Source organism: Cupriavidus basilensis (genome assembly GCF_000876015.1).
In the GTDB taxonomy this organism is placed as follows: domain Bacteria; phylum Pseudomonadota; class Gammaproteobacteria; order Burkholderiales; family Burkholderiaceae; genus Cupriavidus; species Cupriavidus basilensis_B.
On sequence record NZ_BBQM01000002.1, the window covers coordinates 12,453 to 37,540 of the forward strand.

The window sequence follows — 25,088 nt, forward strand, 5'->3', positions numbered from 1 at the left end:
CGGTTCAGTTGGCGCCTTGCGCGTGGTGGTCCGCCTGCCGGATCGCCTGCCATACGCGGTGCGGGGTGGCGGGCATCTGGATGTCGCGCACGCCCAGCGGCGCGAGCGCATCGACCAGCGCGTTGATGAAGGCCGGCGGCGAGCCGATCGCGCCGGCCTCGCCGCAGCCCTTCACGCCGAGCGGGTTGTGCGTGCAGGGCGTGCCCTTGGCGGTCTCCACCGTGAAGTCCGGCAGGTCGGCGGCGCGCGGCATGGCGTAGTCCATGTAGGAGCCGGTCAGCAACTGGCCGCTGTCGTCGTCGTAGATGCACTGCTCCAGCATGGCCTGCCCGAGGCCCTGGCCGATGCCGCCGTGCACCTGGCCTTCGACGATCATCGGGTTGATGATGTTGCCGAAGTCGTCCACGGCGGTGAACTTGACCACCTGGCTCTCGCCGGTGTCGGGGTCCACCTCCACCTCGCACACGTAGGCGCCGGACGGGTAGGTGAAGTTGGTCGGGTCGTAGAAGGCGTTCTCGTTGAGGCCCGGCTCGAGCTTGTCGAGCGGGTAGTTGTGCGGCACGTAGGCGGTCAGCGCGATCTCGCCGAAGGTCTTGCTGCGGTCGGTGCCGGCCACGCTGAACACGCCGTCCTTGAACTCGATGTCGGCGTCGGACGCTTCCAGCAGGTGGGCCGCGATCTTCTTGGCCTTGGCCTCGATCTTGTCGAGCGCCTTCATGATGGCCGAGCCGCCCACCGCCAGCGAGCGCGAGCCGTAGGTGCCCATGCCGAACGGCACGCGGCCGGTGTCGCCGTGCACGACCTCCACCGCGTCGAGCGCGATGCCGAGGCGGTCCGCCACCACCTGCGCGAAGGTGGTCTCGTGGCCCTGGCCGTGGCTGTGCGAGCCGGTGAACACGGTCACGGTGCCGGTCGGGTGGACGCGGATCTCGCCCACCTCGAATAGCCCCGCGCGCGCGCCCAGCGCGCCGGCGATGTTCGACGGCGCCAGCCCGCAGGCCTCGATGTAGCACGAGTAGCCCAGCCCGCGCAGCTTGCCGCGCTGCCTGGCCTCGTCGCGCCGCGCCGGGAAGCCCTTCACGTCGGCGAGCTCCTGCGCGCGCGCCAGGCACGGCTCGTAGTCGCCGGTGTCGTAGGTCAGGCCGACCGGCGTGGCGTAGGGGAAGTCGCGGATGAAGTTCTTGCGGCGCAGCTCGGCGGGGTCCATCTTCAGTTCGCGCGCGGCGGTCTCCACCAGCCGCTCGACCACGTAGGTGGCCTCCGGGCGGCCGGCGCCGCGGTAGGCGTCCACCGGCGCGGTGTTGGTGAACACCGCGCGCACCTCGGCGTAGATCGCCGGCGTGGCGTATTGTCCGGCCAGCAGCGTGGCGTAGAGGATGGTGGGCACGCTCGAGGAGAACGTGGACAGGTAGGCGCCCATGTTGGCCACCGTGTGCACGCGCATCGCCAGGAACCTGCCGTCGGCGTCGAGCGCCAGTTCGGCCTTGGTGACGTGGTCGCGCCCGTGCGCGTCGGTGAGGAAGGATTCCGAGCGTTCGGCGGTCCACTTGATCGGGCGCCGGACTTTCTTCGAGGCCCAGGTCAGCGCCACGTCCTCGGCGTACAGGAAGATCTTGGAGCCGAAGCCGCCGCCCACGTCCGGCGCGATGATGCGCAGCCGCGACTCGGGCAGGCCGAGCACGAAGGCGCCCATCAGCAGGCGTTCCACGTGCGGGTTCTGGTTGGCCACGTAGACGGTGTAGCTGTCGTCCTGCTTCGTGTAGCTGGCATTGACCGCGCGCGGCTCGATCGCGTTGGGGATCAGGCGGTTGTTGACGATCTCCAGCGTGGTCACGTGGGCGGCGCGCGCGAACGCGGCGTCGGTGGCGGCGCGGTCGCCGTGGCCCCACACGTAGCTGGTGTTCTCCGGCACGTCGTCGTGCACCAGCGTGGCGGCGCAGGCGGCCTGCGCGGTGTTGACCACGGCCGGCAGTTCTTCGTAGTCGACCTCGATCTTCTCGGCGGCGTCCCTGGCCTGCTGCAGGGTCTCGGCCACCACCAGCGCGACCTGGTCGCCCACGTGGCGGGCCTTGCCCTGCGCCAGCACCGGGTGCGGCGGCTCCTTCATCGGGCTGCCGTCGATGCTGTGGATCAGCCAGCCGCACGGCAGGCCGCCGACCTTGTCGGCGGCGATGTCGTCGCCGGTGAAGACGGCGATCACGCCGGGCGAGGCCAGCGCCTCGGCCTTGTCGATGGCGCGGATGCGCGCGTGCGCGTGCGGCGAGCGCACGAAGTAGCCGTAGCTTTGCTGCGGCAGCACGATGTCGTCGGTGTACTGGCCGTTGCCGGTCAGGAAGCGATAGTCTTCCTTGCGCCTGACCGGGGCGCCGATCAGGTGCTGGTGTTCGGGTGCGTTCATGGCGGGTCCCCTTACTCGGCGCTGGCGGTGGCGGCGCCAAGCATGGCGGCCTGGCCTTCCTGCACGGCGCGCACGATGTTGTGGTACCCGGTGCAGCGGCACAGGTTGCCGTCGAGCTGCTCGCGGATGGCGGCGGCGTCGGCCCCGGGCCGGGCCTGGACCAGGGCGGTGGCGCTCATCACCATGCCGGGCGTGCAGAAGCCGCACTGCAGGCCGTGGCAGTTGCGGAAGGCTTCCTGCATGGGGTGGAGCTGGCCTTCGGGGGCCAGCCCCTCGATGGTGGTGACGCGGGCGCCGTCCGCCTGCAGCGCCAGCAGGTTGCACGACTTGACCGCGCGGCCGTCCAGGTGCACGGTGCAGGCGCCGCACTGGGCGGTGTCGCAGCCGACGTGGGTGCCGGTGAGGCGAAGCTGGTCGCGCAGGAACTGGACGAGAAGGGTGTTGGGTTCTACCTGGGCCTCGACGGCGCGGCCGTTGACGGTCAGGCGGATAGGAATCGCCATGCTTGTCTCCATGTGGGTGGACACGTGCATGACCAGAGCCGCGAATCCCGACATGCTGCGCGGGACTGGCCACGACGCGTTACTGCCGTTTGGTGATGTTGCTGCTGACGGCTATTTCGTGATGTTGGTACTGCGGTGCTGCGGCTGCCTGTTGACGCTGCTGGTTGACGCTGTCCGCCGCGGCTGCCGGCCGATGCGGCCTGTCGCGATTCGCCGCAATCCGCGCCGCCGGTAAGATGCGTGCGGACGACGGCTGCTGGCGACCGCTGCGGACGACCCATGCAGACAACGCATGCGCGCGAACGTTTGCCCGCGGCCGGCTCTAACAGTTAATCACAAATCACCGGCGCCTGCCATGCGGGTTGCCCCCCTGGGGCGGCCCGCGCGGCGGCGCGGAACCACAGGACCACTTTTGCCAATGGAAGGCTTCATCGACTGGCTGTTCGGCACCATCGCCCTGCCCAAGGTGGGGCTGCCGGCGATCTTCGTGGTCAGCCTGGTGTCGGCCACGCTGCTGCCGCTCGGTTCGGAGCCGGCGGTGTTCGGCTACATCAAGCTCAACCCGCACATGTTCTGGCCGGCCATCGCCGTGGCCACGCTCGGCAACACCGCCGGCGGCGCCATCGACTGGTGGCTCGGCTACGCCGCCAAGCTGGCGCTGGTGCGCTACCGCAGGCGCCGCCAGCAGCGCGCGCACGAGCAGGAGCACGCCGGGCACCGGCTCCATCCGCGCCACGCGCGCAAGCCGGCGCTGGACCAGCGCTATTTCCGCTGGATGCGCCGGCTCGGGCCGCCGACCCTGCTGGCGTCGTGGCTGCCGGCCATTGGTGATCCTTTGTGCACTTTAGCGGGGTGGCTGCGGCTGCCGTTCGGGCCCAGCCTGGTTTACATGGCGATCGGCAAGTTTCTGCGCTACCTTGCCATGACCGTCGCGCTGCTGACGGTGCCGGACAGCTTCTGGCACGGTATTGGTGCGGGCCTGCGCAGCCTGTTCTAGCGCGCGCCGGCCGGGCGGCGGCCGCCAGGCGAGGCCCGGCGGGGGTTCCAGGGGGGTATTCCATTCCCGCATGCTGCGGTGCGGCGAAAGCAGGCGTTGAAGTACAATTGCCCTTTAAAGACGATCCGGCGCACCGTCCCCGTGCGCTACAGGTAGCGGTCCCTCCCCATGAACGCCCCACTCGTGCTCGATGCCAAACTCGCCGCGCAGGATGCCCAGCCGCGCCTGCGTGAGATCCCCTATAACTACACGTCTTTCTCGGACCGCGAGATCGTCATCCGGCTGCTGGGCGAGGAAGCCTGGCGCATCCTGCACGAGCTGCGCGGCGAGCGCCGCACCGGCCGCTCGGCGCGCATGCTGTACGAAGTGCTGGGCGACATCTGGGTGGTGCGCCGCAATCCCTACCTGCAGGACGACCTGCTCGAGAATCCCAAGCGCCGCCAGATGCTGGTGAGCGCGCTGCACCACCGCCTGTCCGAGGTGGAGAAGCGCAGCGCCGCCGACCGCGCCGAGCACGCCGAGCCGGCCGCCGAGGACCGCTCCCACCGCGTCGAGCAGCTGGTCAGCTTCGCCAAGCAGGCCATCGAGGACTTCAAGCAGGAGTTCGCCGACGCCTACGAGCTGCGCAAGCGCACCCAGCGCGTGCTGGGCCGCGTCACGCAGAAGGACAACATCAAGTTCGACGGCCTGTCGCGCGTCTCGCACGTGACCGACGCCACCGACTGGCGCGTGGAATACCCGTTCGTGGTGCTCACGCCGGACACCGAGGAAGAGATCGCCGGCATGGTCAAGGGCTGCTTCGAGCTGGGCCTGACCATCATCCCGCGCGGCGGCGGCACCGGCTACACCGGCGGCGCCGTGCCGCTCACGCCGATGAGCGCGGTCATCAACACCGAGAAGCTGGAGCAGCTCGGGCCGGTCGAGCAGAGCGACCTGCCGGGCGTGGCGCGCAAGGTCGCCACCATCTTCTCCGGCGCCGGCGTGGTGACGCGCCGCGTGGCCGACGCGGCCGACCGCGCCGGGCTGGTGTTCGCGGTCGACCCGACCTCGATCGACGCCTCGTGCATCGGCGGCAACGTGGCCATGAACGCCGGCGGCAAGAAGGCCGTGCTGTGGGGCACCGCGCTGGACAACCTGGCGTGGTGGCGCATGGTGGACCCGGAAGGCAACTGGCTCGAAGTCACCCGGCTGGACCACAACCTGGGCAAGATCCACGACGTGCCGGTGGCTTCGTTCGAGTTGAAGTGGTCGGACGGCAGCCGCGGCCCCGGCGAGAAGGTGCTGCGCACCGAGACGCTCGCCATCGAGGGCCGCAAGTTCCGCAAGGAAGGCCTGGGCAAGGACGTCACCGACAAGTTCCTGGCCGGCCTGCCCGGCATCCAGAAGGAAGGCTGCGACGGCATCATCACCAGCGCGCGCTGGATCCTGCACCGCATGCCGGCGCACGTGCGCACCGTGTGCCTGGAGTTCTTCGGCCAGGCGCGCGACGCGATTCCGAGCATCGTCGAGATCAAGGACTACCTGGACGTGGAGTCGCGCACGCCGGGCGGCGCCGTGCTGGCCGGCCTGGAGCATCTGGACGAGCGCTACCTGCGCGCGGTCGGCTACGCCACCAAGAGCAAGCGCAACGCCTTCCCGAAGATGGTGCTGATCGGCGACATCGTCGGCGACGACCAGGACGCGGTGGCGCGCGCCACCTCGGAAGTCATCCGCATGGCCAACGGCAAGAGCGGCGAAGGCTTCGTCGCGGTCAGCCCCGAGGCGCGCAAGAAATTCTGGCTGGACCGCTCGCGCACCGCCGCGATCGCCAGGCACACCAACGCCTTCAAGATCAACGAAGACGTGGTGATCCCGCTGCCGCGCATGGGCGAGTACACCGACGGCATCGAGCGCATCAACATCGAGCTGTCGATCAAGAACAAGCTCAAGCTGACCGACGCGCTGGAAGCGTTCTTCGCGCGCGGCAACCTGCCGCTGGGCCGCAGCGACGACGCCAACGAGATTCCCAGTGCCGAGCTGCTGGAAGACCGCGTGCAGCACGCGCTGCAGCTGCTGCGCGAGATCCGCTCGCGCTGGATCTACCTGCAGGACCACCTCGACACGCCGCTGGCCAGCGCGCGCGCCGCGCTGATCGGCCACGGCCTGGGCCTGCTCGGCCAGGCCTTCGAGGCGCGCCTGGCGCAGCAGCCGGACGCCACCGTGTTCCACCTGCTGCAGGACCGCACCATCCGCGTGTCGTGGAAGAACGAGCTGCGCGCCGAGCTGCGCAACATCTTCAACGGCGGCGAGTTCAAGCCGATCCTGGACGAGGCGCAGAAGATCCACAAGCAGGTGCTGCGCGGGCGCGTCTTCGTGGCGCTGCACATGCACGCCGGCGACGGCAACGTGCACACCAACATCCCGGTCAACTCCGACGACTACGACATGCTGCAGGACGCCCACCGCGCGGTGGCCCGCATCATGGCGCTGGCGCGCTCGCTCGACGGCGTGATCTCCGGCGAGCACGGCATCGGCATCACCAAGCTGGAATTCCTGACCGAGGACGAGATCGGCGAGTTCCGCCAGTACAAGCAGCGCGTGGACCCGCAGGGCCGCTTCAACAAGGGCAAGCTGCTGCCCGGCGCGGACCTGCGCAATGCGTACACGCCGTCGTTCGGGCTGATGGGGCACGAGTCCATCATCATGCAGCAGAGCGACATCGGCGCCATCGCCGACAGCGTCAAGGACTGCCTGCGCTGCGGCAAGTGCAAGCCGGTGTGCGCCACCCACGTGCCGCGCGCCAACCTGCTGTACAGCCCGCGCAACAAGATCCTGGCGACCTCGCTGCTGGTGGAGGCGTTCCTGTACGAGGAGCAGACCCGGCGCGGCATCTCGATCAAGCACTGGGACGAGTTCTCCGACGTGGCCGACCACTGCACGGTGTGCCACAAGTGCGTGACGCCGTGCCCGGTCAAGATCGACTTCGGCGACGTGTCGATGAACATGCGCAACCTGCTGCGCAAGATGGGGCAGAAGAAGTTCAACCCCGGCACCGCGGCGTCGATGTTCTTCCTCAACGCCACCAGCCCGCAGACCATCAACATGACCCGCAAGGTCATGATCGGCTGGGGCTACAAGGCGCAGCGCCTGGGCCACGACGTGCTCAGGAAGCTGGCGAAGAAGCAGACCGCGCACCCGCCCGCCACGGTGGGCCGCGCGCCGGTGCAGGAGCAGGTGATCCACTTCATCAACAAGAAGATGCCGGGCAACCTGCCCAAGAAGACCGCGCGCGCGCTGCTCGACATCGAGGACAACGAGATCGTGCCGATCATCCGCGACCCGAAGCGGACCTCGCCCGAGACCGAGGCGGTGTTCTACTTCCCGGGCTGCGGCTCCGAGCGGCTGTTCTCGCAGGTCGGCCTGGCCACGCAGGCCATGCTGTGGCACGTGGGCGTGCAGACCGTGCTGCCGCCGGGCTACCTGTGCTGCGGTTATCCGCAGCGCGGCAACGGCCAGTTCGACAAGGCCGAGAAGATCGTCACCGACAACCGCGTGCTGTTCCACCGCGTGGCCAACACGCTCAACTACCTCGACATCAAGACCGTGGTGGTGAGCTGCGGCACCTGCTACGACCAGCTGGCCGGCTATGAATTCGACAAGATCTTCCCGGGCTGCCGCATCATCGACATCCACGAATACCTGCTGGAGAAGGGCGTCAAGCTCGAAGGCGTGACCGGCACGCGCTACATGTACCACGACCCGTGCCACACGCCGATCAAGACGATGGACCCGACCAAGCTCGTCAACGCGCTGATGGGCGGCAACGAGGGCGGCGGCAAGATCGAGAAGAACGAGCGCTGCTGCGGCGAGTCGGGCACGCTGGCGGTGAGCCGCCCGGACGTCTCCACGCAGATCCGCTTCCGCAAGGAAGAGGAGATGACCCGGGGCGCGGACAAGCTGCGCGCCGACGGCTTCGGCGGCGACGTCAAGATCCTGACCAGCTGCCCGTCGTGCCTGCAGGGCTTGTCGCGCTACAAGGAAGACGCCACGGTGCAGGCCGACTACATCGTGGTCGAGATGGCCAGGCACCTGCTGGGCCAGGACTGGATGCCCGAGTACGTGGCCCGCGCCAACGCCGGCGGCATCGAGCGGGTGCTGGTGTGATGGCGGCGAGCGCCGCGGGCGCCGGCAGGCGGTCGGTTCGCGCCCCTCTCCCGCGGCGGGAGAAGGGAGCAAGACGCCGGCATCGCGGAGGCATCGCGGCATGAGCATCGTCCCCGACTGCCCCCTCTGCGAAACCGACGGCGGCGAGCTGGCCTGGCGCGGCGAGCGCGCCCGCATCATCCTGGTCGAGCACGCGCGCTTCCCCGGCTTCTGCCGCGTGGTCTGGAACGGCCACGTGGCCGAGCAGACCGACCTGCCCGACGACGACCAGGCCTGGCTGATGCGGCTGGTGGCGCGCGTCGAGCGCGTCGTGCGCGAGGTGATGACGCCCGACAAGGTCAACCTCGCCGCCTTCGGCAACATGGTGCCGCACCTGCACTGGCATGTCATTCCGCGCTATCGCTGGGACACGCATTTCCCGGAAGCCGTGTGGGCCGCGCCGCAGCGCGAGGCCGACGCGGCGCGGGTGGCGGAACTGGCGTCGCGGCTGCCGGTGCTGCGCGACGCGCTGGCGCACATCGGGGAGATGGGCTAGGCGTGTCCACGCCATGCCGGCGCGCCGCGTTGTAGTGGCTGGGGAACCCGGCACGCGCTGCCGGCTTCTAAGAGGCTAATATCTTCCACGAGCGCAGGCCGACGGCCGTGCGTGACCTGCTTGCGCGAAAGGTGCCATGTCCACACCGACTTCCGTTACCGTACCCGGCCCGGCCGTGCCGGCCCGTGCCCTCAAGATCCAGAGCCGCCTGCGCGTGGCCGAGACCTGGGCGCTGATCAAGCCCTACTGGAAGTCCGAGGACCGCAAGGCCGGGCTCGGGCTGCTGGCCTTCGTGGTGGCGCTCAATCTCGGCATCGTCTACATCAACGTGCTGCTCAACGAGTGGAACCGGGTGTTCTACAACGCGCTGGAGCAGCATGACTACACCTCCTTCAAGGCGCTGCTGATCCGCTTTTCGTGGATCGCCGGCTTCTTCATCGTGGCGGCCATCTCGCGGCAGTACTACACCATGATGCTGCAGATGCGCTGGCGCACCTGGATGACCGGCCAGTTCATGGACCACTGGCTCAGCCACCAGGCCTACTACCGCATCGAGCAGACCCACGCCACCGACAACCCCGACCAGCGGCTGGCCGACGACCTGCGCTCGTTTACCGACGGCGCGCTGTCGCTCTCGCTCGGGCTGCTCAATTCGGTGGTCACGCTGCTGTCCTTCGTCGGCATCCTGTGGGCGGTGTCGGGGCCGATCAGCTTCGCGCTGGGCGGCACCACGCTCACCATTCCTGGCTACATGGTGTGGTTCGCGGTCGGCTACGCGGTGATCGGCTCGCTGATCGCCCACATGGTGGGGCGCCCGCTGATCGGCCTGAACTTCCAGCAGGAGCAGTACGAGGCGGATTTCCGCTTCACGCTGGTGCGCCTGCGCGAGAACAGCGAGCCGGTGGCGCTGTACCGCGGCGAGCCGACCGAGCAGGCCGGCCTGCGCTCGCGCTTCGACCGCATCCGCGCCAACTGGAACCAGCTGATGCGCTATACGCGGCGGCTGACCTTCGTCAATTCCGGCTACAGCCAGTTCGCCATCATCTTCCCGCTGATCGTGGCGGCGCCGCGCTACTTCGCCGGCAAGATGACGCTGGGCGGACTGATGCAGATGAGCTCCGCGTTCGGCCAGGTGCAGGGCGCGCTGTCGTGGTTCGTCGACAGCTATGCCACGCTGGTGGGCTGGAAGGCCGCGGCCAACCGGCTGATCGACTTCGGCGACGCCATCCGCGTGGCCGAGCGCCAGGACCGGGAGCACACCGGCGTGCGCGACATCGAGGTGGACCAGGCCGACGGCGCGGCCATCCGCATCGACACGCTGGCGCTGGCGCTGCCGGTGCGCACCGGCAACCGCGGCGAGATCCGGCAGCGCCCGCTGGTGGCGCCGTTCTCGCTGCAGATCGCGCCGGGCGAGCGCTGGCTGGTGAGCGGCCCGTCCGGCTGCGGCAAGAGCGTGCTGTTCCGCGCGCTGGCCGGCATCTGGCCCTACGGCAGCGGCACGGTGTCGATGCCGCGCGCGGCGCGCATGCTGTTCCTGCCCCAGCGCAGCTACCTGCCGATCGGCTCGCTGGCCGACGCGCTGGCCTATCCCGACGCGGGCACCCTGCACAGCACCGAGGCGCTGCAGCGGGTGCTGGTGCAGGCCCGGCTCGGCGCGCTGACCGGGCAACTGGACGTGTTCGACAACTGGTCGCTGCGGCTGTCGCCGGGCGAGCAGCAGCGGCTGGCGTTCGCGCGCGCGCTGCTGCAGAAGCCCGACTACCTGTTCCTCGACGAGGCCACCAGCGCGCTCGACGAGGAAACCGAGGAAGCCATGTACCGCCTGATGGTGGAGTCGCTGCCCGGCGCGGCCATCGTCAGCATCGCCCACCGCAGCACGGTGGCGGCCTTCCACGGCCGCCGCCTGCGCTACGTGGCCGCCGACGGCGCGCACTGGGAGGCGGAGCCGGACGGGCGGGGGGCGCAAAGCGGGCAAAGTGGGCAAGCAGAGGCGGCTGCGGTAAGCTATCGGGTCGTACACGAAGCGTGAAGGCGGGTGTGGCCGCGGCCTGCGGCGTCCCCGCTGCCGCGCGCACCCATCACATGGCAGGCCTCGAAAAAGATACTCCCCATCCCACCGCCCTCACCGTGCACACCCAGTCGCGCGTGCTGGAGGTGGGCTTCGACAACGGCGCCAGCTTCCGGCTGCCCTTCGAATACCTGCGCGTCAACTCGCCCTCGGCCGAGGTGCAGGGCCACGGCCCCGGGCAGGAAGTGCTGCAGACCGGCAAGCGCGAGGTCGCCATCGCGGCGGTCGAGCAGGTCGGCAACTACGCCATCCTGATCCGGTTTTCCGACGGGCACGACACCGGCATCTATTCGTGGGAACTGCTGTACCGCCTCGGCGCCGAGCAGGACGCCATCTGGCAGGCCTACCTGAAGCGGCTGGAGGCGGCCGGGATCGACCGCGACGCCCCGATGCCCGCCGCCGGCGGCCACGCCTGCGGCAACCATTGAGCCCGGGCGCCGCGCGCGCCTGCCGTCGCGGCCATCGGCACGATGACCGGTGCGACCACCGCCGCGCATACCGACGAGATTACTGAATTACGGAGCAAGCCATGAGCGAAACCCATTTCGGGTTCGAGAAAGTCAGCGAAGAGGAAAAGGCCGGCAAGGTGGCCGGCGTGTTCCATTCGGTGGCGAGCAAGTACGACGTCATGAACGACCTGATGTCGGGCGGCATGCACCGGCTGTGGAAGATGTTCACCATCGCCCAGGCCGGCGTGCGGCCGGGCTTCAAGGTGCTCGACATCGCCGGCGGCACCGGCGACCTGGCCAAGGCCTTCGCCCGCCAGGCCGGCCCGACCGGCGAGGTCTGGCTGACCGACATCAACGAGTCGATGCTGCGCGTGGGCCGCGACCGCCTGCTCAACAAGGGCGTCGTCACCCCGGTCTGCCTGTGCGACGCCGAGCACATCCCGTTTCCCGACAACCACTTCGACCTCGTCACGGTGGCCTTCGGCCTGCGCAACATGACCCACAAGGACGCCGCGCTGGCGGAGATGCGCCGCGTGGTCAAGCCGGGCGGCAAGGTGATGGTGCTGGAGTTCTCCAAGGTCTGGAAGCCGCTGGAAAAAGCCTACGATATCTACTCCTTCAAGGTGCTGCCCTGGCTGGGCGAGCGCGTGGCCCAGGATGCCCACAGCTATCGCTACCTCGCGGAATCGATCAGAATGCACCCAGACCAGGTTTCACTTGTACGCCTGATGGAACATGCGGGCCTGGAAAATGTCGAATACTTCAATCTGACGGCCGGGGTCGTGGCTCTTCACGTCGGGCGGAAGTACTAGACTGATATAGGCTCAATGAAGATGAGCGAACTTGACAGGGGAAGTGCAAAAATGTCGCAAATTCGCGGAAAATTCATGGCGGTGGTGCTGATCGGCACCCTCGCTCTCGGCATGGCGCTGGACGCCAATGCCAAGCGGCTGGGCGGCGGCTCGCGCAGCTTCGGCAAGCAGTCGTCGAACGTGACGCAGCGCCAGCAGACACCGCCGCAGCAAGCGCCCAGCCAGACGCCGGCCCAGCAGCCGGGCCAGCAGGCCGCGCCCGCCGGTGCCGCGGCTGGCGCCGGGGCAGCCGCCGCGGCCGCGCCCAAGCGCAACTGGGGCGGCATGCTGGGCGGCATCGCCGCCGGCCTGGGCATCGGCTGGCTGCTGTCGCACTTCGGCCTGGGCGGCGCGGCGATGAGCTTCCTGTCCAACCTGATCCTGATCGCGCTGGCGGCCTTCGTGGTGATGTGGCTGATCCGCAAGTTCCGCGGCGGCGCCGGCCGCGCGCAGCAGCCGGCCTATGCCGGCGGCGGCCTGGGCGGCATGAATGGCGGCTCGGTCGGCAGCAGCGAGCCGGTCCTGCGCCAGCAGGTGCCCGGCGGGGCGGCCAATCCCGTGATGCCCGCGGCCGGCGCGGCCGCGCCGGCGATGGCGGGCGCCGCGCAGCCGTGGGGCGTGCCGGCCGATTTCGACACCGCCGCCTTCCTGCGCAACGCCAAGGTCTACTACGTGCGCCTGCAGGCCGCGTGGGACGCCGGCAACCTCGAGGACATCCGCGAGTTCACCACGCCGGAAATGTTCGCCGAGATCAAGATGGATCTGGCCGAGCGCGGCGCCGAGGTCAACAAGACCGACGTGGTCACGCTGGAAGCCGAGCTGCTGGGCATCGAGGACAGCCCGGCGCAGCATCTGGTCAGCGTGCGCTTCTCCGGCATGATCCGCGAGAAGGCGGGCGAGCCGGCGCAGCCGTTCGCCGAGGTCTGGAACCTGGCCAAGCCGGTCAGCGGCAGCGGCGGCTGGGTGCTGGCCGGGATCCAGCAGGTGTCCTGAGCCTGCTGGCCAGGCGGGCTGCCGCCCGCCTGCAGGTGGCTTAGAATGGAGGCCCACGTGAAAACGTGGGCTTTCTTTTTGTCCGGCGCCGCGGTGCCGGCGCCAGCCACCCGGACTTCACGGACCTCACGGATTCCCACGGACCCCCACGGATCTCAACCCGCAAGCACTGAAAGGCCCCGCCCCCAGCCCGACCCCCTTATGCCCACCCTCCCCACCGCCCTGACCACGCCTCCGATCACCGCCCTGAACCACCTGCTCGAGCAGGAGCCGTGGGCGCTCTCGCTGCTCCAGCCGTTCGCCGGCCGCGCGCTGCGCTTCGACGCGGCCGCCTTCACGGTGGTCCTGCGCGTCACCGGCCAGGGGCTGGTCGAACCGGCGCCGGCGGAGGAGGCCCCCGCGGTGACGCTGACCGTGCCGCTGCAGCAATGGCCGCTGGTGGCATCCGACATCGCCGACGGCGGGCAGGCGGCGGCGATGAAGCACGTGCGCATCGAGGGCGATGCCGAGCTGGCCAATACCGTGTCGACGCTGGCGCGCAACCTGCGCTGGGACGCCGCCGAAGACCTGTCGCGCGCGCTGCGCGGCATCCTCGGCGGCCCGCTCAGCGACAGCGTGGCGCAGCGCGTGGTGCAGGGCGCGCAGGACGCCCGTGCGCAGGCCGCGCGGCTGGGCCGCACGCTGGTCGAGAACGTGACCGAATACCTGCTCGACGAGCAGCCCACCCTGGTGCGCCACGCCGCGCTCGACACGTTCGGCACCGGGGTGCGGGCGCTCGGCGACGATCTCGCGCGGCTGGAAAAGCGGCTGGAGAAGCTGGAGCAGCGCGCCCGCCCGCAAGGCGGCGCGGCCGCGGGGGCGGGCAGCCTGCCGTCCGCCCACCGCTGAACGCCGCCCGCCCATGCCGATGGCTGTGCCCGCATCGGCCAATCCGTAGCGCCCAAATACTGAAACCTGCATGACCCGCTTCCTGCGCCTTTGCAAGATTGTCTTCGTCATCCTCTACTACGGGCTGGATGAACTCGTGCTGTCCGGCTTCAAGAGCCGCCGCATCCGCTTCCTGGTGCGCGTCATCACCATCGGGCGCAAGCTCGACATGCCGCGCGGCGAGCGCCTGCGGCTGGCGCTGACGCGGCTCGGGCCGATCTTCGTCAAGTTCGGCCAGGTGCTCTCGACCCGGCGCGACCTGATGCCGGCCGACATCGCCGACGAGCTGGCCAAGCTGCAGGACCAGGTGCCGCCGTTCGACCCGGTGGTGGCGGTCAAGATCATCGAGCGCTCGCTGGGCCGGCCGCTGGCCACGCTGTTCGAGAGCTTCGACCACCAGCCGGTGGCCAGCGCGTCGATCGCGCAGGTGCACTTCGCCACGCTCAAGGGCGGCTCCAGCCACGGCCGCGAGGTGGCGGTGAAGGTGCTGCGCCCGGGCATGCTGCCGGTGATCGACAGCGACCTGGCGCTGATGCGCGACCTCGCCGCCTGGCTCGAGCGCTTCTGGGCCGACGGCAAGCGCCTCAAGCCGCGCGAGGTGGTGGCCGAGTTCGACAAGTACCTGCACGACGAGCTCGACCTGATGATCGAGGCCGCCAACTGCAGCCAGTTGCGCCGCAACTTCAACGACACCAGACTGCTGCTGGTGCCCGAGGTGTTCTGGGACTTCTGCAGCAGCGAGGTGTTCGTGATGGAGCGCATGCACGGCGTTCCCATCTCGCGCAACGAGGCGCTCAGGGCGGCCGGCGTGGACATGCACAAGCTGGCCGAGGAGGGCGTGGAGATCTTCTTCACCCAGGTCTTCCGCGACGGCTTCTTCCATGCCGACATGCACCCCGGCAACATCCTCGTGTCGGTGGCGCCGCAGACGCTGGGCCGCTACATCGCGCTGGACTTCGGCATCGTCGGCGCGCTGTCCGAGTTCGACAAGAACTACCTGGCGCAGAACTTCATCGCCTTCTTCCGCCGCGACTACCACCGCGTGGCGCTGCTGCACGTGGAGTCCGGCTGGGTGCCGCCCGACACGCGCGTGGAAGAGCTCGAAAGCGCGGTGCGCGCCTGCTGCGAGCCGTACTTCGACAAGCCGCTCAAGGAGATCTCGCTGGGCATGGTGCTGATGCGCCTGTTCCAGACCTCGCGCCGCTTCAACGTCGAGATCCAGCCGCAACTGGTGCTGCTGCAGAAGACCCTGCTCAACATCGAGGGCCTGGGCCGCCAGCTCGATCCCGACCTCGACCTGTGGCAGACCGCCAAGCCCTTCCTGGAAAAATGGATGCACGAGCAGGTCGGCTGGAAGGGCGCGTGGGAGCGCATCCAGGTCGAGGCGCCGCAATGGGCCAAGATGCTGCCGGACTTCCCGCGCCTCGCGCACCAGTTCCTCGAGCGCCGCGCGCTGGTGGACAACGGCCAGCAGGAGAAGCTGCTCGGCACGCTGATCGCCGAGCAGCGCCGCACCAACCGCCTGATCGCCACGGCGCTGCTGCTGGCCGGCGGCTTCCTCGCCGGCATCGTGCTGACGGAACTGCTGAGCCTGGGCGGCTACCTGTAGCCCGCCGCGTTCGCGGCCCGCATCGGGAAGGACAATCACAAGGAGACACGGCGTGACCGAAGCCAACAAGGGCGGCAAGGACAGCAAGGACAGCAAGGCGCGCAAGGACAGCGACCCCGGCAGCGCCGCCGCGCCCGCCTTCGCCACCCGCGACGCCGCCGACCCGGCGTTCTGGGACGAGCGTTTCGAAAAGGGCTTCATGCCGTGGGACCTGGGCGGCGTGCCGGCCGAGTTCGCCGCCTTCGCCACGGCGCTGGCGCCGTGCCCCACGCTGGTGCCCGGCTGCGGCAACGGCTGGGAAGCCGGCTGGCTGCACGCGCGCGGCTGGCCCGTGACCGCGATCGACTTTTCGCCGCAGGCCGTGGCCAGCGCGCGCCACGCGCTGGGGCCGGCCGGCGCCGTGGTGCGCGAGGCGGATTTCTTCGCCTTCGCCCCGGAGCCCGCCTGCCGCCTGATCTACGAGCGCGCGTTCCTGTGCGCGCTGCCGCCGGCCATGCGCGCCGCCTACGGCGCGCGCGTGGCGGCACTGCTGCCGGCGGGCGGCCTGCTGGCCGGCTATTTCTTCCTGGACGAGACCCGCGGCGGCCCGCCGTTCTCGATCCCGCGCGCCGGGCTGGAGGCGCTGCTGGCGCCGGCCTTCGAGCTGGTGGAGGACCGTCCCGCCACCGGTTCGCTGCCGGTGTTCGCCGGGCGCGAGCACTGGCAAGTCTGGCGCCGGCGCGCATAGGCGCCCGCGTTTTCCCGGGGCGCCGGCGCGCGCGGGCCCGCCTGTGGCGCCCGCGCTGCACCGCTTCGGGGATTTGCCCGGCGCCCGGAATTTTTTTCTCCCGCGGCGGCCTGCGTGGCTATAATCCGCGTTTTGATTCGGCTACGACCGCAGGCTAGATCAGCCACCCATGCGGCCCCGACCGATGAATTGGACCCGGGGCAGGGCGGCACAGGCACAGGCAGCATCCCGCCCACCCGGCAACCGGTTTTTCGCCGCAAGGGCATTTTTGGGATAGGGCAGCGCCATGCTGATCTGGTTCGTCGTCATCTACTGGATAATCTCGGTCGGCATCGGCCTGTGGGCCGCGCTGCGCGTGCGCAACACCACGGACTTCGCGGTCGCCGGCCGCAGCCTGCCTTTCTACATCGTCACCGCCACCGTCTTCGCCACGTGGTTCGGCTCGGAGACGGTGCTCGGCATCCCCGCCGTGTTCCTCAAGGAGGGCCTGTCCGGGGTGGTGTCCGATCCCTTCGGTTCCTCGCTGTGCCTGATCCTGGTCGGCCTGTTCTTCGCGCGTCCGCTGTACCGCATGAACCTGCTCACCATCGGCGACTACTATCACAACCGCTACGGGCGGCTGGCCGAGGTGCTGACCACGCTGTGCATCGTGATGTCCTACCTGGGCTGGGTGGCCGCGCAGATCAAGGCGCTCGGGCTGGTGTTCTTCACCGTCTCGGACGGCGCGCTGTCGCAGGAGGCCGGCATGATGATCGGCGCGGCCAGCGTGCTGGTCTACACGCTGTTCGGCGGCATGTGGTCGGTGGCCGTGACCGACTTCATCCAGATGATCATCATCGTGATCGGCATGGTGTACATCGGCGTCGAGGTCAGCGGCCAGGCCGGCGGCGTGGCCGCGGTGGTGTCGCACGCGGCGGCGGCCGGCAAGTTCACCTTCCTGCCGTCGCTGGACCTGGTGCAGATCATCGGCTTCGCGGCGGCGCTGTTTACCATGATGCTGGGCTCGATCCCGCAGCAGGACGTGTTCCAGCGCGTGACCTCGTCGCGCACCGAGCAGATCGCCGGGCGCGCCTCGGTGCTCGGCGGCGTGCTGTATTTCTGCTTCGCCTTCATCCCGATGTTCCTGGCGTACTCGGCCACCATGATCGATCCGCAGATGGTGGAGAAGTACATCAACACCGACTCGCAGCTGATCCTGCCCAAGCTGATCCTGACCCACGCGCCGATGTTCGCCCAGGTGATGTTCTTCGGCGCGCTGCTGTCGGCCATCAAGAGCTGCGCCTCGGCCACGCTGCTGGCGCCGTCGGTGACGTTCGCCGAGAACATCCTGCGGCCGTACTTCCGCCACCTCGACGACCGCCGCTTCCTGCGCGTGATGCAGACCGTGGTGCTGTGCTTCGCGGTGCTGGTGACGCTGTTCGCGCTGAACTCGCACCTGTCGATCTTCCACATGGTCGAAAACGCCTACAAGGTCACATTGGTCTCGTCCTTCGTGCCGCTGGCGTTCGGCATGTTCTGGAAGCCCGCCACGCGCCAGGGCGGCCTCGCCGCCATCCTGCTGGGGCTGGCGTCGTGGCTGTGCTGCGAGGTCGCCTTCCCCGACGCGGCGGTGCCGCCGCAGATGGTCGGGCTGATGTTCTCGATCGGCGGCATGGTGCTCGGCTCGCTGCTGCCGCAGTGGATCGGCGACCATCCGCGCGTCAAGGAAGTCCACCTGGCCTGAGCGGCGCCGGCATCGCATCCCGCCTGGCGTGCGTCCGGATGCATTTTCTGCCCCTTTTCCTGCGGCCCGGCTCACGCAGAACGGTTTATAATTCAAGGCTTTGCACCGCCATGCGGCGGCCCGGGAACGGCAACTTCCCGGCCGGCACGGCGGCGCCTTCCGATCCGTCCATCCAGTTTCCGTTCCAGAATCCTCGCGGAGAGCCACTATGCCGATTTATGCCTACCGTTGCGACGCCTGCGGCCACGGGCGCGATGTGCTGCAGAAAATGAGCGATGCTCCGCTCACCGACTGCCCATCCTGCGGCGCGGCGGGCACCTTCAAGAAACAACTGACCGCGGCGGGCTTCCAGCTCAAGGGCTCGGGCTGGTACGTCACCGACTTCCGCGGCGGCAACGGCGGCACCTCCGCGCCGGCCACCGCGCCCGCCGCGGGCGGCGACAGCGCCGGCGGCACGCCGGCAGCGTCGGGCGAGCCGGCCGGCGGCGCCGCGGCCTCTTCGACCGCTTCGGCGGCCTCGGGCACCACCGCATCGACAAGCCCGGCCGGCGGTTGCGGCAGCGCTTGCGCCTGCCATTGAAAGCAGAACGCACCGTGCCGGCGAAGAAGACCTCCGCCCTCAAGACCTGGTTCCTGACCGGGCTGCTTGTCCTGGTGCCGCTGGGCATCACGCTGTGGGTGCTGAGCCTGGTCATCGGCACGATGGACCAGAGCCTGGCGCTGCTGCCCGAGACCTGGCGCCCGGACCGGCTGATGTTCGGCAAGCGCGTGACCGGCCTGGGCGCGATCCTGACGCTGCTGTTCATCCTGCTGGTCGGCATGCTGGCCCACAACTTCATCGGCCAGCGGCTGGTGCGCTGGTGGGAGGCGCTGCTGGGCCACATCCCGGTGGTCGGGCCGATCTACACCAGCGTCAAGCAGGTGTCCGACACGCTGCTGTCGTCCTCGGGCAATGCCTTTCGCAAGGCGCTGCTGGTGCAGTACCCGCGCGAAGGCTCGTGGACCATCGCCTTCCTCACCGGCCGCCCCGGCGGCGACGTGCAGAACCATCTCCAGGGCGAGTACGTCAGCGTCTACGTGCCGACCACGCCCAACCCGACCTCGGGCTTCTTCCTGATGATGCCCAAGGCCGATACCATCGAACTCGACATGACCGTCGACGCCGCGCTGAAGTACATCGTCTCGATGGGCGTGGTGGCGCCGACCGAGCTGCCGCGCAAGAGCGACACGGCGCGCGACGACGGGGCGCCGGACGAAGCCCTCGCCGAGCCCGCCGACACAACGTCTTCAAATTGATCGCCGGCCGCACCAGCGGCCGCGTTATTCCGGGAATTCTCTTATGTCCTCCATGCGTACTCACTATTGCGGTCTCGTGACCGAACAACTGACGGGCCAGGAAGTGGCCCTGACCGGCTGGGTGCAGCGCCGCCGCGATCACGGCGGCGTGATCTTCATCGACCTGCGCGACCGCGAAGGCCTGGTCCAGGTGGTGTGCGACCCCGACCGCCCCGAGATGTTCAAGGCGGCCGAAGAGATCCGCAACGAGTTCTGCATCCGCATCACCGGCAAGGTGCGCGCGCGCCCGGCCGGCACCGAGAACGCCAACCTGACCTCGGGCAAGATCGAGGTGCTGTGCCATGAGCTGACCGTGCTCAACCCGTCGGTCACGCCGCCGTTCCAGCTCGACGACGACAACCTGTCGGAAACCACGCGCCTGACGCACCGCGTGCTGGACCTGCGCCGCCCGCAGATGCAGTACAACCTGCGCCTGCGCTACAAGGTGGCGATGGAAGTGCGCAAGTTCCTCGACGCGCAGGGCTTCATCGACATCGAGACGCCGATGCTGGGCAAGAGCACGCCGGAAGGCGCGCGCGACTACCTGGTGCCGTCGCGCACCAACCCGGGCCACTTCTTCGCGCTGCCGCAGTCGCCGCAGATCTTCAAGCAGATGCTGATGGTGTCGGGCTTCGACCGCTACTACCAGATCACCAAGTGCTTCCGCGACGAGGACCTGCGCGCCGACCGCCAGCCCGAGTTCACGCAGATCGACTGCGAGACCTCGTTCCTGACCGAGCAGGAGATCCGCGACCTGTTCGAGGACATGATGCGCACGGTGTTCAAGAACGCCATCGACGTGGACCTGGACGCCCGGTTCCCGGTGATGGAGTTCCGCGAGGCGATGGCCCGCTTCGGCTCGGACAAGCCCGACCTGCGCGTCAAGCTTGAATTCACCGAGCTGACCGACGTCATGAAGGACGTCGACTTCAAGGTGTTCTCCGGCCCCGCCAACAGCGACAACGGCCGCGTGGTCGGCCTGCGCGTGCCGGGCGGCAGCGCCATCTCGCGCGGCGAGATCGACGCCTACACCCAGTTCGTCGGCATCTACGGCGCCAAGGGCCTGGCCTGGATCAAGGTCAACGAAGTGGCCAAGGGCCGCGACGGCCTGCAATCGCCGATCGTCAAGAACCTGCACGACGCCGCCATCGCCGAGATCCTCAAGCGCACCGGCGCCCAGGACGGCGACATCATCTTCTTCGGCGCGGACAAGGCCAAGGTGGTCAACGACGCCATCGGCGGCCTGCGCCTGAAGATCGGCCACTCCGAGTTCGGCAAGAGCAACGGCCTGTTCGAGGACGTGTGGAAGCCGCTGTGGGTGATCGACTTCCCGATGTTCGAGTACGACGAGGAAGACGCCCGCTGGGTCGCCATGCACCACCCGTTCACCAGCCCCAAGGACGAGCACCTGCAATACCTGGAGACCGATCCGGGCAAGTGCATCGCCAAGGCCTACGACATGGTGCTCAACGGCTGGGAAATGGGTGGCGGCTCGGTGCGGATCTACCGCGAGGACGTGCAGAGCAAGGTGTTCCGCGCGCTCAAGATCGGCGAGGAAGAAGCCCGCGCCAAGTTCGGCTACCTGCTCGACGCGCTGCAGTACGGCGCGCCCCCGCACGGCGGCCTGGCCTTCGGCCTGGACCGCATCGTCACGATGATGGCCGGCGCCGACTCGATCCGCGACGTGATCGCCTTCCCCAAGACCCAGCGCGCCCAGGACCTGCTGACCCAGGCCCCGAGCACGGTCGACGAGAAGCAACTGCGCGAGCTGCACATCCGCCTGCGCTCGGCCGAGCCGAAGACCGCCTGAGTGCCGGGCGGCCTGCGGGCCGCCCGCCGCATGCCGCTCAGGAAGCCCTGCGTGGCGCCGACCCCGGTTGGCGCGCGCAGGGCTTTTTTTTACCCGCGCAAGGCCGGGGCCCGCGCGTTGCGTGCCCTGCCGCACGCGCGCGGCGCGCGGCGGCGGCCCGCCGGGCCGCGCCACAGGCGGCTTTGCGGCATTTCGGCGTGCGCGTAGGCAGAAACCCGCAGTCGCCTCGATTTGTCCATCCAGTGGACAACCTGCATTGAGGGTGCCCGCACCCGTCCCGATAATGGCTCCATCCCGCGCCGGCCCCCCTGGCCAGAAGCGTGGCGGACAGACCAGAAAGGAGACAGAGGTGCATTTCCGCAAGCTATCCAATTCCCTCGGCGCAGAAGTCGTCGGCTTCAGGATTACCGCCGACTGCGCGCCGGACGATCTCGCCGGGATCCGGCAGGCATTCGCGCAGTACCAGGTGCTGCTGTTCCGCGACCAGGACATCTCGTTCGACACGCACATCGCGTTCAGCCGGAAGTTCGGGCCGCTCGAGCAGCACGACGCGATCCCCGAGTACCGCCACCCGGACCATCCCGAGCTGATCGTCGTCACCAACGAAGGCAAGGAGCGCTCCAAGGTGTTCGGCCAGCAGTGGCATTCGGACCACTCGATGACGCTGCGCCCGAGCATGGCCTCGCTGCTGCACGCGCACGTGATTCCCGAGGTGGGCGGCGACACCATGTTCGCCAACATGTACGAGGCCTACGACACGCTCTCGGATGGCATGAAGCGCCTGCTCGCACCGATGCGCGCGGTGCACACCGTGATCGCCGCGAAGCACCTGCGCGGGCTCGACGAGAAGACGCTGGCCGCCAAGGCCAGGAACAACCCGCCGGTGGTCCACCCGGTGGTGCGCATCCATCCGGTGACGGGGCGCCCCGCGCTCTACGTCAACGAAATGCTGACCAGCCATTTCGAAGGCATGACGGTGGCCGAGAGCCAGCCGCTGCTGCAGTACCTGTTCGCGCACTCCACGCGGTCCGAGTCCGTCTACCGCCACCAGTGGCGCAAGCACGACGTGCTGATGTGGGACAACCGCTGCACCATGCACCTGGCGCTGATGGACTATGACCACCAGCAGCTGCGCCGCCTGTTCCGCACCACGCTCGAAGGCGACTGCGCGGGCGAGTATCTCGACGCCGCCGCCACCGCCGCCGCCACCGCCACCGCTACCGCCACCGCCACCGCCTGAACGGGAGACCACCATGCTATTCAGGGAAAACAGGATCAGGGCGGCGCTGGCCGCGGGCAGCGCGCCGATCGGCGCGTTCGTGCAGATGGCCTGCCCGGAGATCGTCGAGGTGGCGGGCAACGCCGGCTACGACTACGTGTGGATCGACGGCGAGCACGGCTCGTTCGGGCTCGAGGCCACGGTGCAGATGATCCGCGCGGCCGAGGCCACCGGCATGACGCCGATGGTGCGCGTGCCCAGCCACGACCCGGCCGGCATCGCCAAGGCGCTCGACGCCGGCGCGATGGGCGTGATCGTGCCGCAGGTGGCCACGCGCGCGCAGGCCGAGGCCGTGGTGGCGGCCGCGCGCTACCGCAACGCCGAGTGGCCGCAGGGCCGGCGCGGCGCCTGCCCGCTGATCCGCGCCACCGGCCACCAGACGCTGGACTGGAAGGGCTACGCCAAGTGGGCCAACGACAACGTCATGGTGTGGCTGCTGGTGGAGACCGTGGAAGGGCTGGACAACCTTGGCGAGATTCTCCAGGTGCCCGGCATCGACGCCATCGTGCTGGGCGCGTTCGACCTCGCGGTGTCGATGGGCCATGACGGCGACCGCCACCACCCGGCCGTGGCCGCGCGGCTCGACGGCATGATCGGCATGGTGCGCGAGCACGGCGTGGAAGTGGTGGCGCTGCTGTTCGACGCCGACATCGCGGACATGAAGGCGGCCCGGCGCCACTACGCGGACAGCGGCTGCCGCATCCTCATCGCGGGCAGCGACCGGCGCATCATTTCCAATGCTTTCGGCGCCATCCACGACGCCATCCGAGACGCTGCGCAGGACACTGGCGACGTTGCCGCGCGGGATGCCATCCGCGCTGCCGTCCCGGCCTGACGCCGGCGCAAACGGGAGACAACCATCATGCATTCCATTCCCTCCATCGCGGGGCGCGTGCTCATTGCCGCGGCCCTGGCCTGCGGCGTGGCGCGCGCGCAGCCGCAGCAGCCCTATCCGTCCAAGCCGGTGCGCGTGGTTGCGCCGGCGCCGGCCGGCGGCGGCACCGACTTCCTGGCGCGCCTGATCGGCGTGAAGATCGGCGAGAAATCCGGCCAGCCGTTCGTGGTCGACAACGTCACCGGCGCCAACGGCAATATCGGCGCCGCGCAGGTCGCGCGCGCCACGCCGGACGGCTACACCCTGCTGATGTCCTACGTCGGCACGCAGTCGATCAACCCGAGCCTGTACAAGTCGATGCCCTACGACCCGTCGACCGACCTCGAGCCGATCGCCAAGGTGGCGTCGTATCCGTTCGTGATCGCGGTCAACGTCAGCGTGCCGGTGAATTCGCTCAAGGAGCTGATCGAGTACTCGCGCGCCAATCCGACCAAGCTGAGTTTCGGCACGGCCGGCGTCGGCAGCGGTGGGCATCTCGTGGGCGAGATGTTCAACCGGCGCCACGGCACGCATATCGCGCACGTGCCGTACCGCGGCAGCGCGCCGGTCATCACCGACCTGATGGCCGGGCAACTGCAGGTCATCTTCGACACGCTTAACACCGCCGGGCCGTACATCCGCGCCGGCAAGATCAAGGCGCTCGCCGTGACCAGCGAGACCCGCGTGCCGTCCTTTCCGGAGATTCCCACGGTGGCGGAGCAGGGCTTTCCCGACATGGTGATCAGCGGCTGGTACGGGCTGTTCGCGCCGCGCGCCACGCCCGCGCCAATCGTGGCCACGATCCGCAAGCAGGTCGGCGAGGTGCTGGCCAGCGCCGACTACCGCGACAAGGTCGCGGCGGCCGGCTACGTGCCGGCGCCGCCGCAGGCCGGCGGCCAGTTCCGCGAATTCGTCAACGCCGAGACCCGGCGCTGGGCGGTGCTGGTCAAGGACAGCGGCGCCAGCATGGAGTGAGCGCGGCGCGGCGTCAGTGGCCCGCGGCCTTGATCTCGGCCTGCATGATCGCGACCGCTTCGCGCTGGCGCGGGATCGACATCCGGTCCAGCGGCGCGGTCACGCTCATGGCGGCCTGCCCGAGGCCGCCCGAGGCCTTCATCGGCACGCCCACGGCCAGGATGCCCTTGAGCGAGTAGTTGCCGACCACGGCGTAGCCGCGCTCGCGGCAGTTCTCGACCAGGCGGCGCACGGTGGAGACATGGAGGTTGCCGTAGTTCAGGTAAGCCTCGGTGTTGGCCTTGAGCAGCGCCGTCACCTGGCGCGCGCCCATCGTGGAAAGCAGGGCCACGCCGGCCGCGCCGACGCCCAGCGGCTGGCGCCCGCCGACCGGCAGCGACAGGATCTGGATCGGGTAGGTGCCGATCTCGCGATGCAGGCAGAGCAGGTCGTTGTCCTTCTGGCGCACCAGGAACACGGCGTTGCCGGTGCGCTGCGCGATGCGGCGCATCACCGGCTCCATCTGGCGCACGAACGCGCCCCAGCGGTCGTCGGGATTGTCGACTGCGGCCGCCAGCGTGAACGACTTGCCGTCCGCCTCGCGCGCCACGAAGCCTTCGGCCTCGAGGATCTCGAGCAGGCGGTACACGGTGGGGCGCGGGATGCCGGTGAGCGCGGCGAGCTCGGCCGCGCGCAGCGCCGCGGCGTCGCGCAGCGCGCCGAGGATGCGCAGGCCGCGGCGCAGGGCGCCGGGTTCCATCGGCTCGGTGGGGGGCATGTCCGGGGACGTATTCGGGGGCGTGTCCATAGGATGGACATATTAGTGGGCAACGGCGGCGCTGGCAAAGCGCGCCGCTGCCGGTAGCAGCGCCGGCCCCGCCGCGGGGCCACGGCGATTTCCCTTCGTGCATTT

At 69.2% G+C, this 25,088-nt stretch carries 21 protein-coding genes; 18 read left to right on the forward strand and 3 right to left on the reverse strand.

Features of this window, described 5'->3' with window-relative positions:
- Positions 1 to 4: 4 nt before the first annotated feature.
- Both KF708C_RS00970 and KF708C_RS00975 read right to left on the reverse strand, forming a co-directional pair.
- On the reverse strand, positions 5 to 2,398 hold the full coding sequence (locus tag KF708C_RS00970) for a xanthine dehydrogenase family protein molybdopterin-binding subunit (protein WP_059410457.1): 2,394 nt from the start codon (positions 2,396 to 2,398) through the stop codon (positions 5 to 7).
- Positions 2,399 to 2,409: 11 nt separating this feature from the next.
- Positions 2,410 to 2,901: a (2Fe-2S)-binding protein gene (locus tag KF708C_RS00975; protein ID WP_020205869.1), complete on the reverse strand. Its 492-nt coding sequence runs from the start codon at positions 2,899 to 2,901 to the stop codon at positions 2,410 to 2,412.
- Between KF708C_RS00975 and KF708C_RS00980 the strand changes: the two genes are divergently transcribed.
- The 18 genes from KF708C_RS00980 to KF708C_RS01065 all read left to right on the forward strand — a co-directional run bounded on the left by KF708C_RS00980 (position 2,900) and on the right by KF708C_RS01065 (position 24,196).
- Positions 2,900 to 3,136, forward strand: coding sequence for a hypothetical protein (locus KF708C_RS00980; RefSeq protein WP_059410458.1), 237 nt, complete (start codon positions 2,900 to 2,902; stop codon positions 3,134 to 3,136). The genes KF708C_RS00975 and KF708C_RS00980 overlap by 2 nt on opposite strands.
- A 183-nt stretch (positions 3,137 to 3,319) precedes the next feature.
- Complete coding sequence (locus tag KF708C_RS00985) at positions 3,320 to 3,898, forward strand: YqaA family protein (protein WP_020205871.1); 579 nt, start codon at positions 3,320 to 3,322, stop codon at positions 3,896 to 3,898.
- 168 nt (positions 3,899 to 4,066) lie between these two features.
- Positions 4,067 to 8,041 carry a DUF3683 domain-containing protein gene (locus KF708C_RS00990; protein ID WP_029044214.1) on the forward strand — a complete coding sequence of 1,325 codons (3,975 nt, stop codon included), beginning with the start codon at positions 4,067 to 4,069 and terminating at the stop codon, positions 8,039 to 8,041.
- A gap of 100 nt (positions 8,042 to 8,141) precedes the next feature.
- Entirely contained in the window at positions 8,142 to 8,576 is a 435-nt protein-coding gene (locus KF708C_RS00995; protein ID WP_059410459.1) for an HIT family protein, read from the forward strand.
- A gap of 136 nt (positions 8,577 to 8,712) precedes the next feature.
- On the forward strand, positions 8,713 to 10,605 hold the full coding sequence (locus tag KF708C_RS01000; protein WP_059410460.1) for an ABC transporter ATP-binding protein/permease: 1,893 nt from the start codon (positions 8,713 to 8,715) through the stop codon (positions 10,603 to 10,605).
- Between the two features lie 53 nt (positions 10,606 to 10,658).
- Positions 10,659 to 11,072 (forward strand): gamma-butyrobetaine hydroxylase-like domain-containing protein, encoded by a 414-nt coding sequence (locus tag KF708C_RS01005; protein ID WP_059410461.1) that lies wholly within the window; start codon positions 10,659 to 10,661, stop codon positions 11,070 to 11,072.
- A 101-nt stretch (positions 11,073 to 11,173) separates the two neighbouring features.
- Entirely contained in the window at positions 11,174 to 11,905 is a 732-nt protein-coding gene (gene ubiE / locus KF708C_RS01010; RefSeq protein ID WP_020205876.1) for a bifunctional demethylmenaquinone methyltransferase/2-methoxy-6-polyprenyl-1,4-benzoquinol methylase UbiE, read from the forward strand.
- A 51-nt stretch (positions 11,906 to 11,956) separates the two neighbouring features.
- Positions 11,957 to 12,937: a Tim44 domain-containing protein gene (locus tag KF708C_RS01015; RefSeq protein ID WP_059410462.1), complete on the forward strand. Its 981-nt coding sequence runs from the start codon at positions 11,957 to 11,959 to the stop codon at positions 12,935 to 12,937.
- A 201-nt stretch (positions 12,938 to 13,138) separates the two neighbouring features.
- The gene (locus KF708C_RS01020) at positions 13,139 to 13,825 is read left to right on the forward strand and encodes a ubiquinone biosynthesis accessory factor UbiJ (protein WP_020203143.1); all 687 of its coding nucleotides are present in this window, start codon (positions 13,139 to 13,141) and stop codon (positions 13,823 to 13,825) included.
- 70 nt (positions 13,826 to 13,895) lie between these two features.
- Positions 13,896 to 15,473: a ubiquinone biosynthesis regulatory protein kinase UbiB gene (gene ubiB, locus KF708C_RS01025; protein WP_020203144.1), complete on the forward strand. Its 1,578-nt coding sequence runs from the start codon at positions 13,896 to 13,898 to the stop codon at positions 15,471 to 15,473.
- 52 nt (positions 15,474 to 15,525) lie between these two features.
- Entirely contained in the window at positions 15,526 to 16,200 is a 675-nt protein-coding gene (locus KF708C_RS01030) for a methyltransferase domain-containing protein (protein WP_059410463.1), read from the forward strand.
- Positions 16,201 to 16,486: 286 nt separating this feature from the next.
- Entirely contained in the window at positions 16,487 to 17,923 is a 1,437-nt protein-coding gene (locus tag KF708C_RS01035; RefSeq protein ID WP_020203146.1) for a sodium:solute symporter family protein, read from the forward strand.
- 208 nt (positions 17,924 to 18,131) lie between these two features.
- Complete coding sequence (locus KF708C_RS01040; RefSeq protein ID WP_059410464.1) at positions 18,132 to 18,503, forward strand: FmdB family zinc ribbon protein; 372 nt, start codon at positions 18,132 to 18,134, stop codon at positions 18,501 to 18,503.
- A 14-nt stretch (positions 18,504 to 18,517) separates the two neighbouring features.
- Positions 18,518 to 19,219: a DUF502 domain-containing protein gene (locus KF708C_RS01045; protein WP_020203148.1), complete on the forward strand. Its 702-nt coding sequence runs from the start codon at positions 18,518 to 18,520 to the stop codon at positions 19,217 to 19,219.
- Positions 19,220 to 19,262: 43 nt separating this feature from the next.
- On the forward strand, positions 19,263 to 21,068 hold the full coding sequence (gene aspS / locus KF708C_RS01050) for an aspartate--tRNA ligase (protein WP_029043640.1): 1,806 nt from the start codon (positions 19,263 to 19,265) through the stop codon (positions 21,066 to 21,068).
- A 349-nt stretch (positions 21,069 to 21,417) separates the two neighbouring features.
- Positions 21,418 to 22,308, forward strand: coding sequence for a TauD/TfdA dioxygenase family protein (locus KF708C_RS01055; protein WP_059410465.1), 891 nt, complete (start codon positions 21,418 to 21,420; stop codon positions 22,306 to 22,308).
- Between the two features lie 13 nt (positions 22,309 to 22,321).
- Positions 22,322 to 23,182 (forward strand): HpcH/HpaI aldolase family protein, encoded by an 861-nt coding sequence (locus KF708C_RS01060; protein WP_059410466.1) that lies wholly within the window; start codon positions 22,322 to 22,324, stop codon positions 23,180 to 23,182.
- Positions 23,183 to 23,209: 27 nt separating this feature from the next.
- Positions 23,210 to 24,196 (forward strand): Bug family tripartite tricarboxylate transporter substrate binding protein, encoded by a 987-nt coding sequence (locus KF708C_RS01065; protein ID WP_059410467.1) that lies wholly within the window; start codon positions 23,210 to 23,212, stop codon positions 24,194 to 24,196.
- A 13-nt stretch (positions 24,197 to 24,209) separates the two neighbouring features.
- Here KF708C_RS01065 and KF708C_RS01070 read toward each other — a convergent pair whose 3' ends face one another.
- On the reverse strand, positions 24,210 to 24,953 hold the full coding sequence (locus KF708C_RS01070; RefSeq protein WP_063922930.1) for an IclR family transcriptional regulator: 744 nt from the start codon (positions 24,951 to 24,953) through the stop codon (positions 24,210 to 24,212).
- Between the last annotated feature and the right edge of the window lie 135 nt (positions 24,954 to 25,088).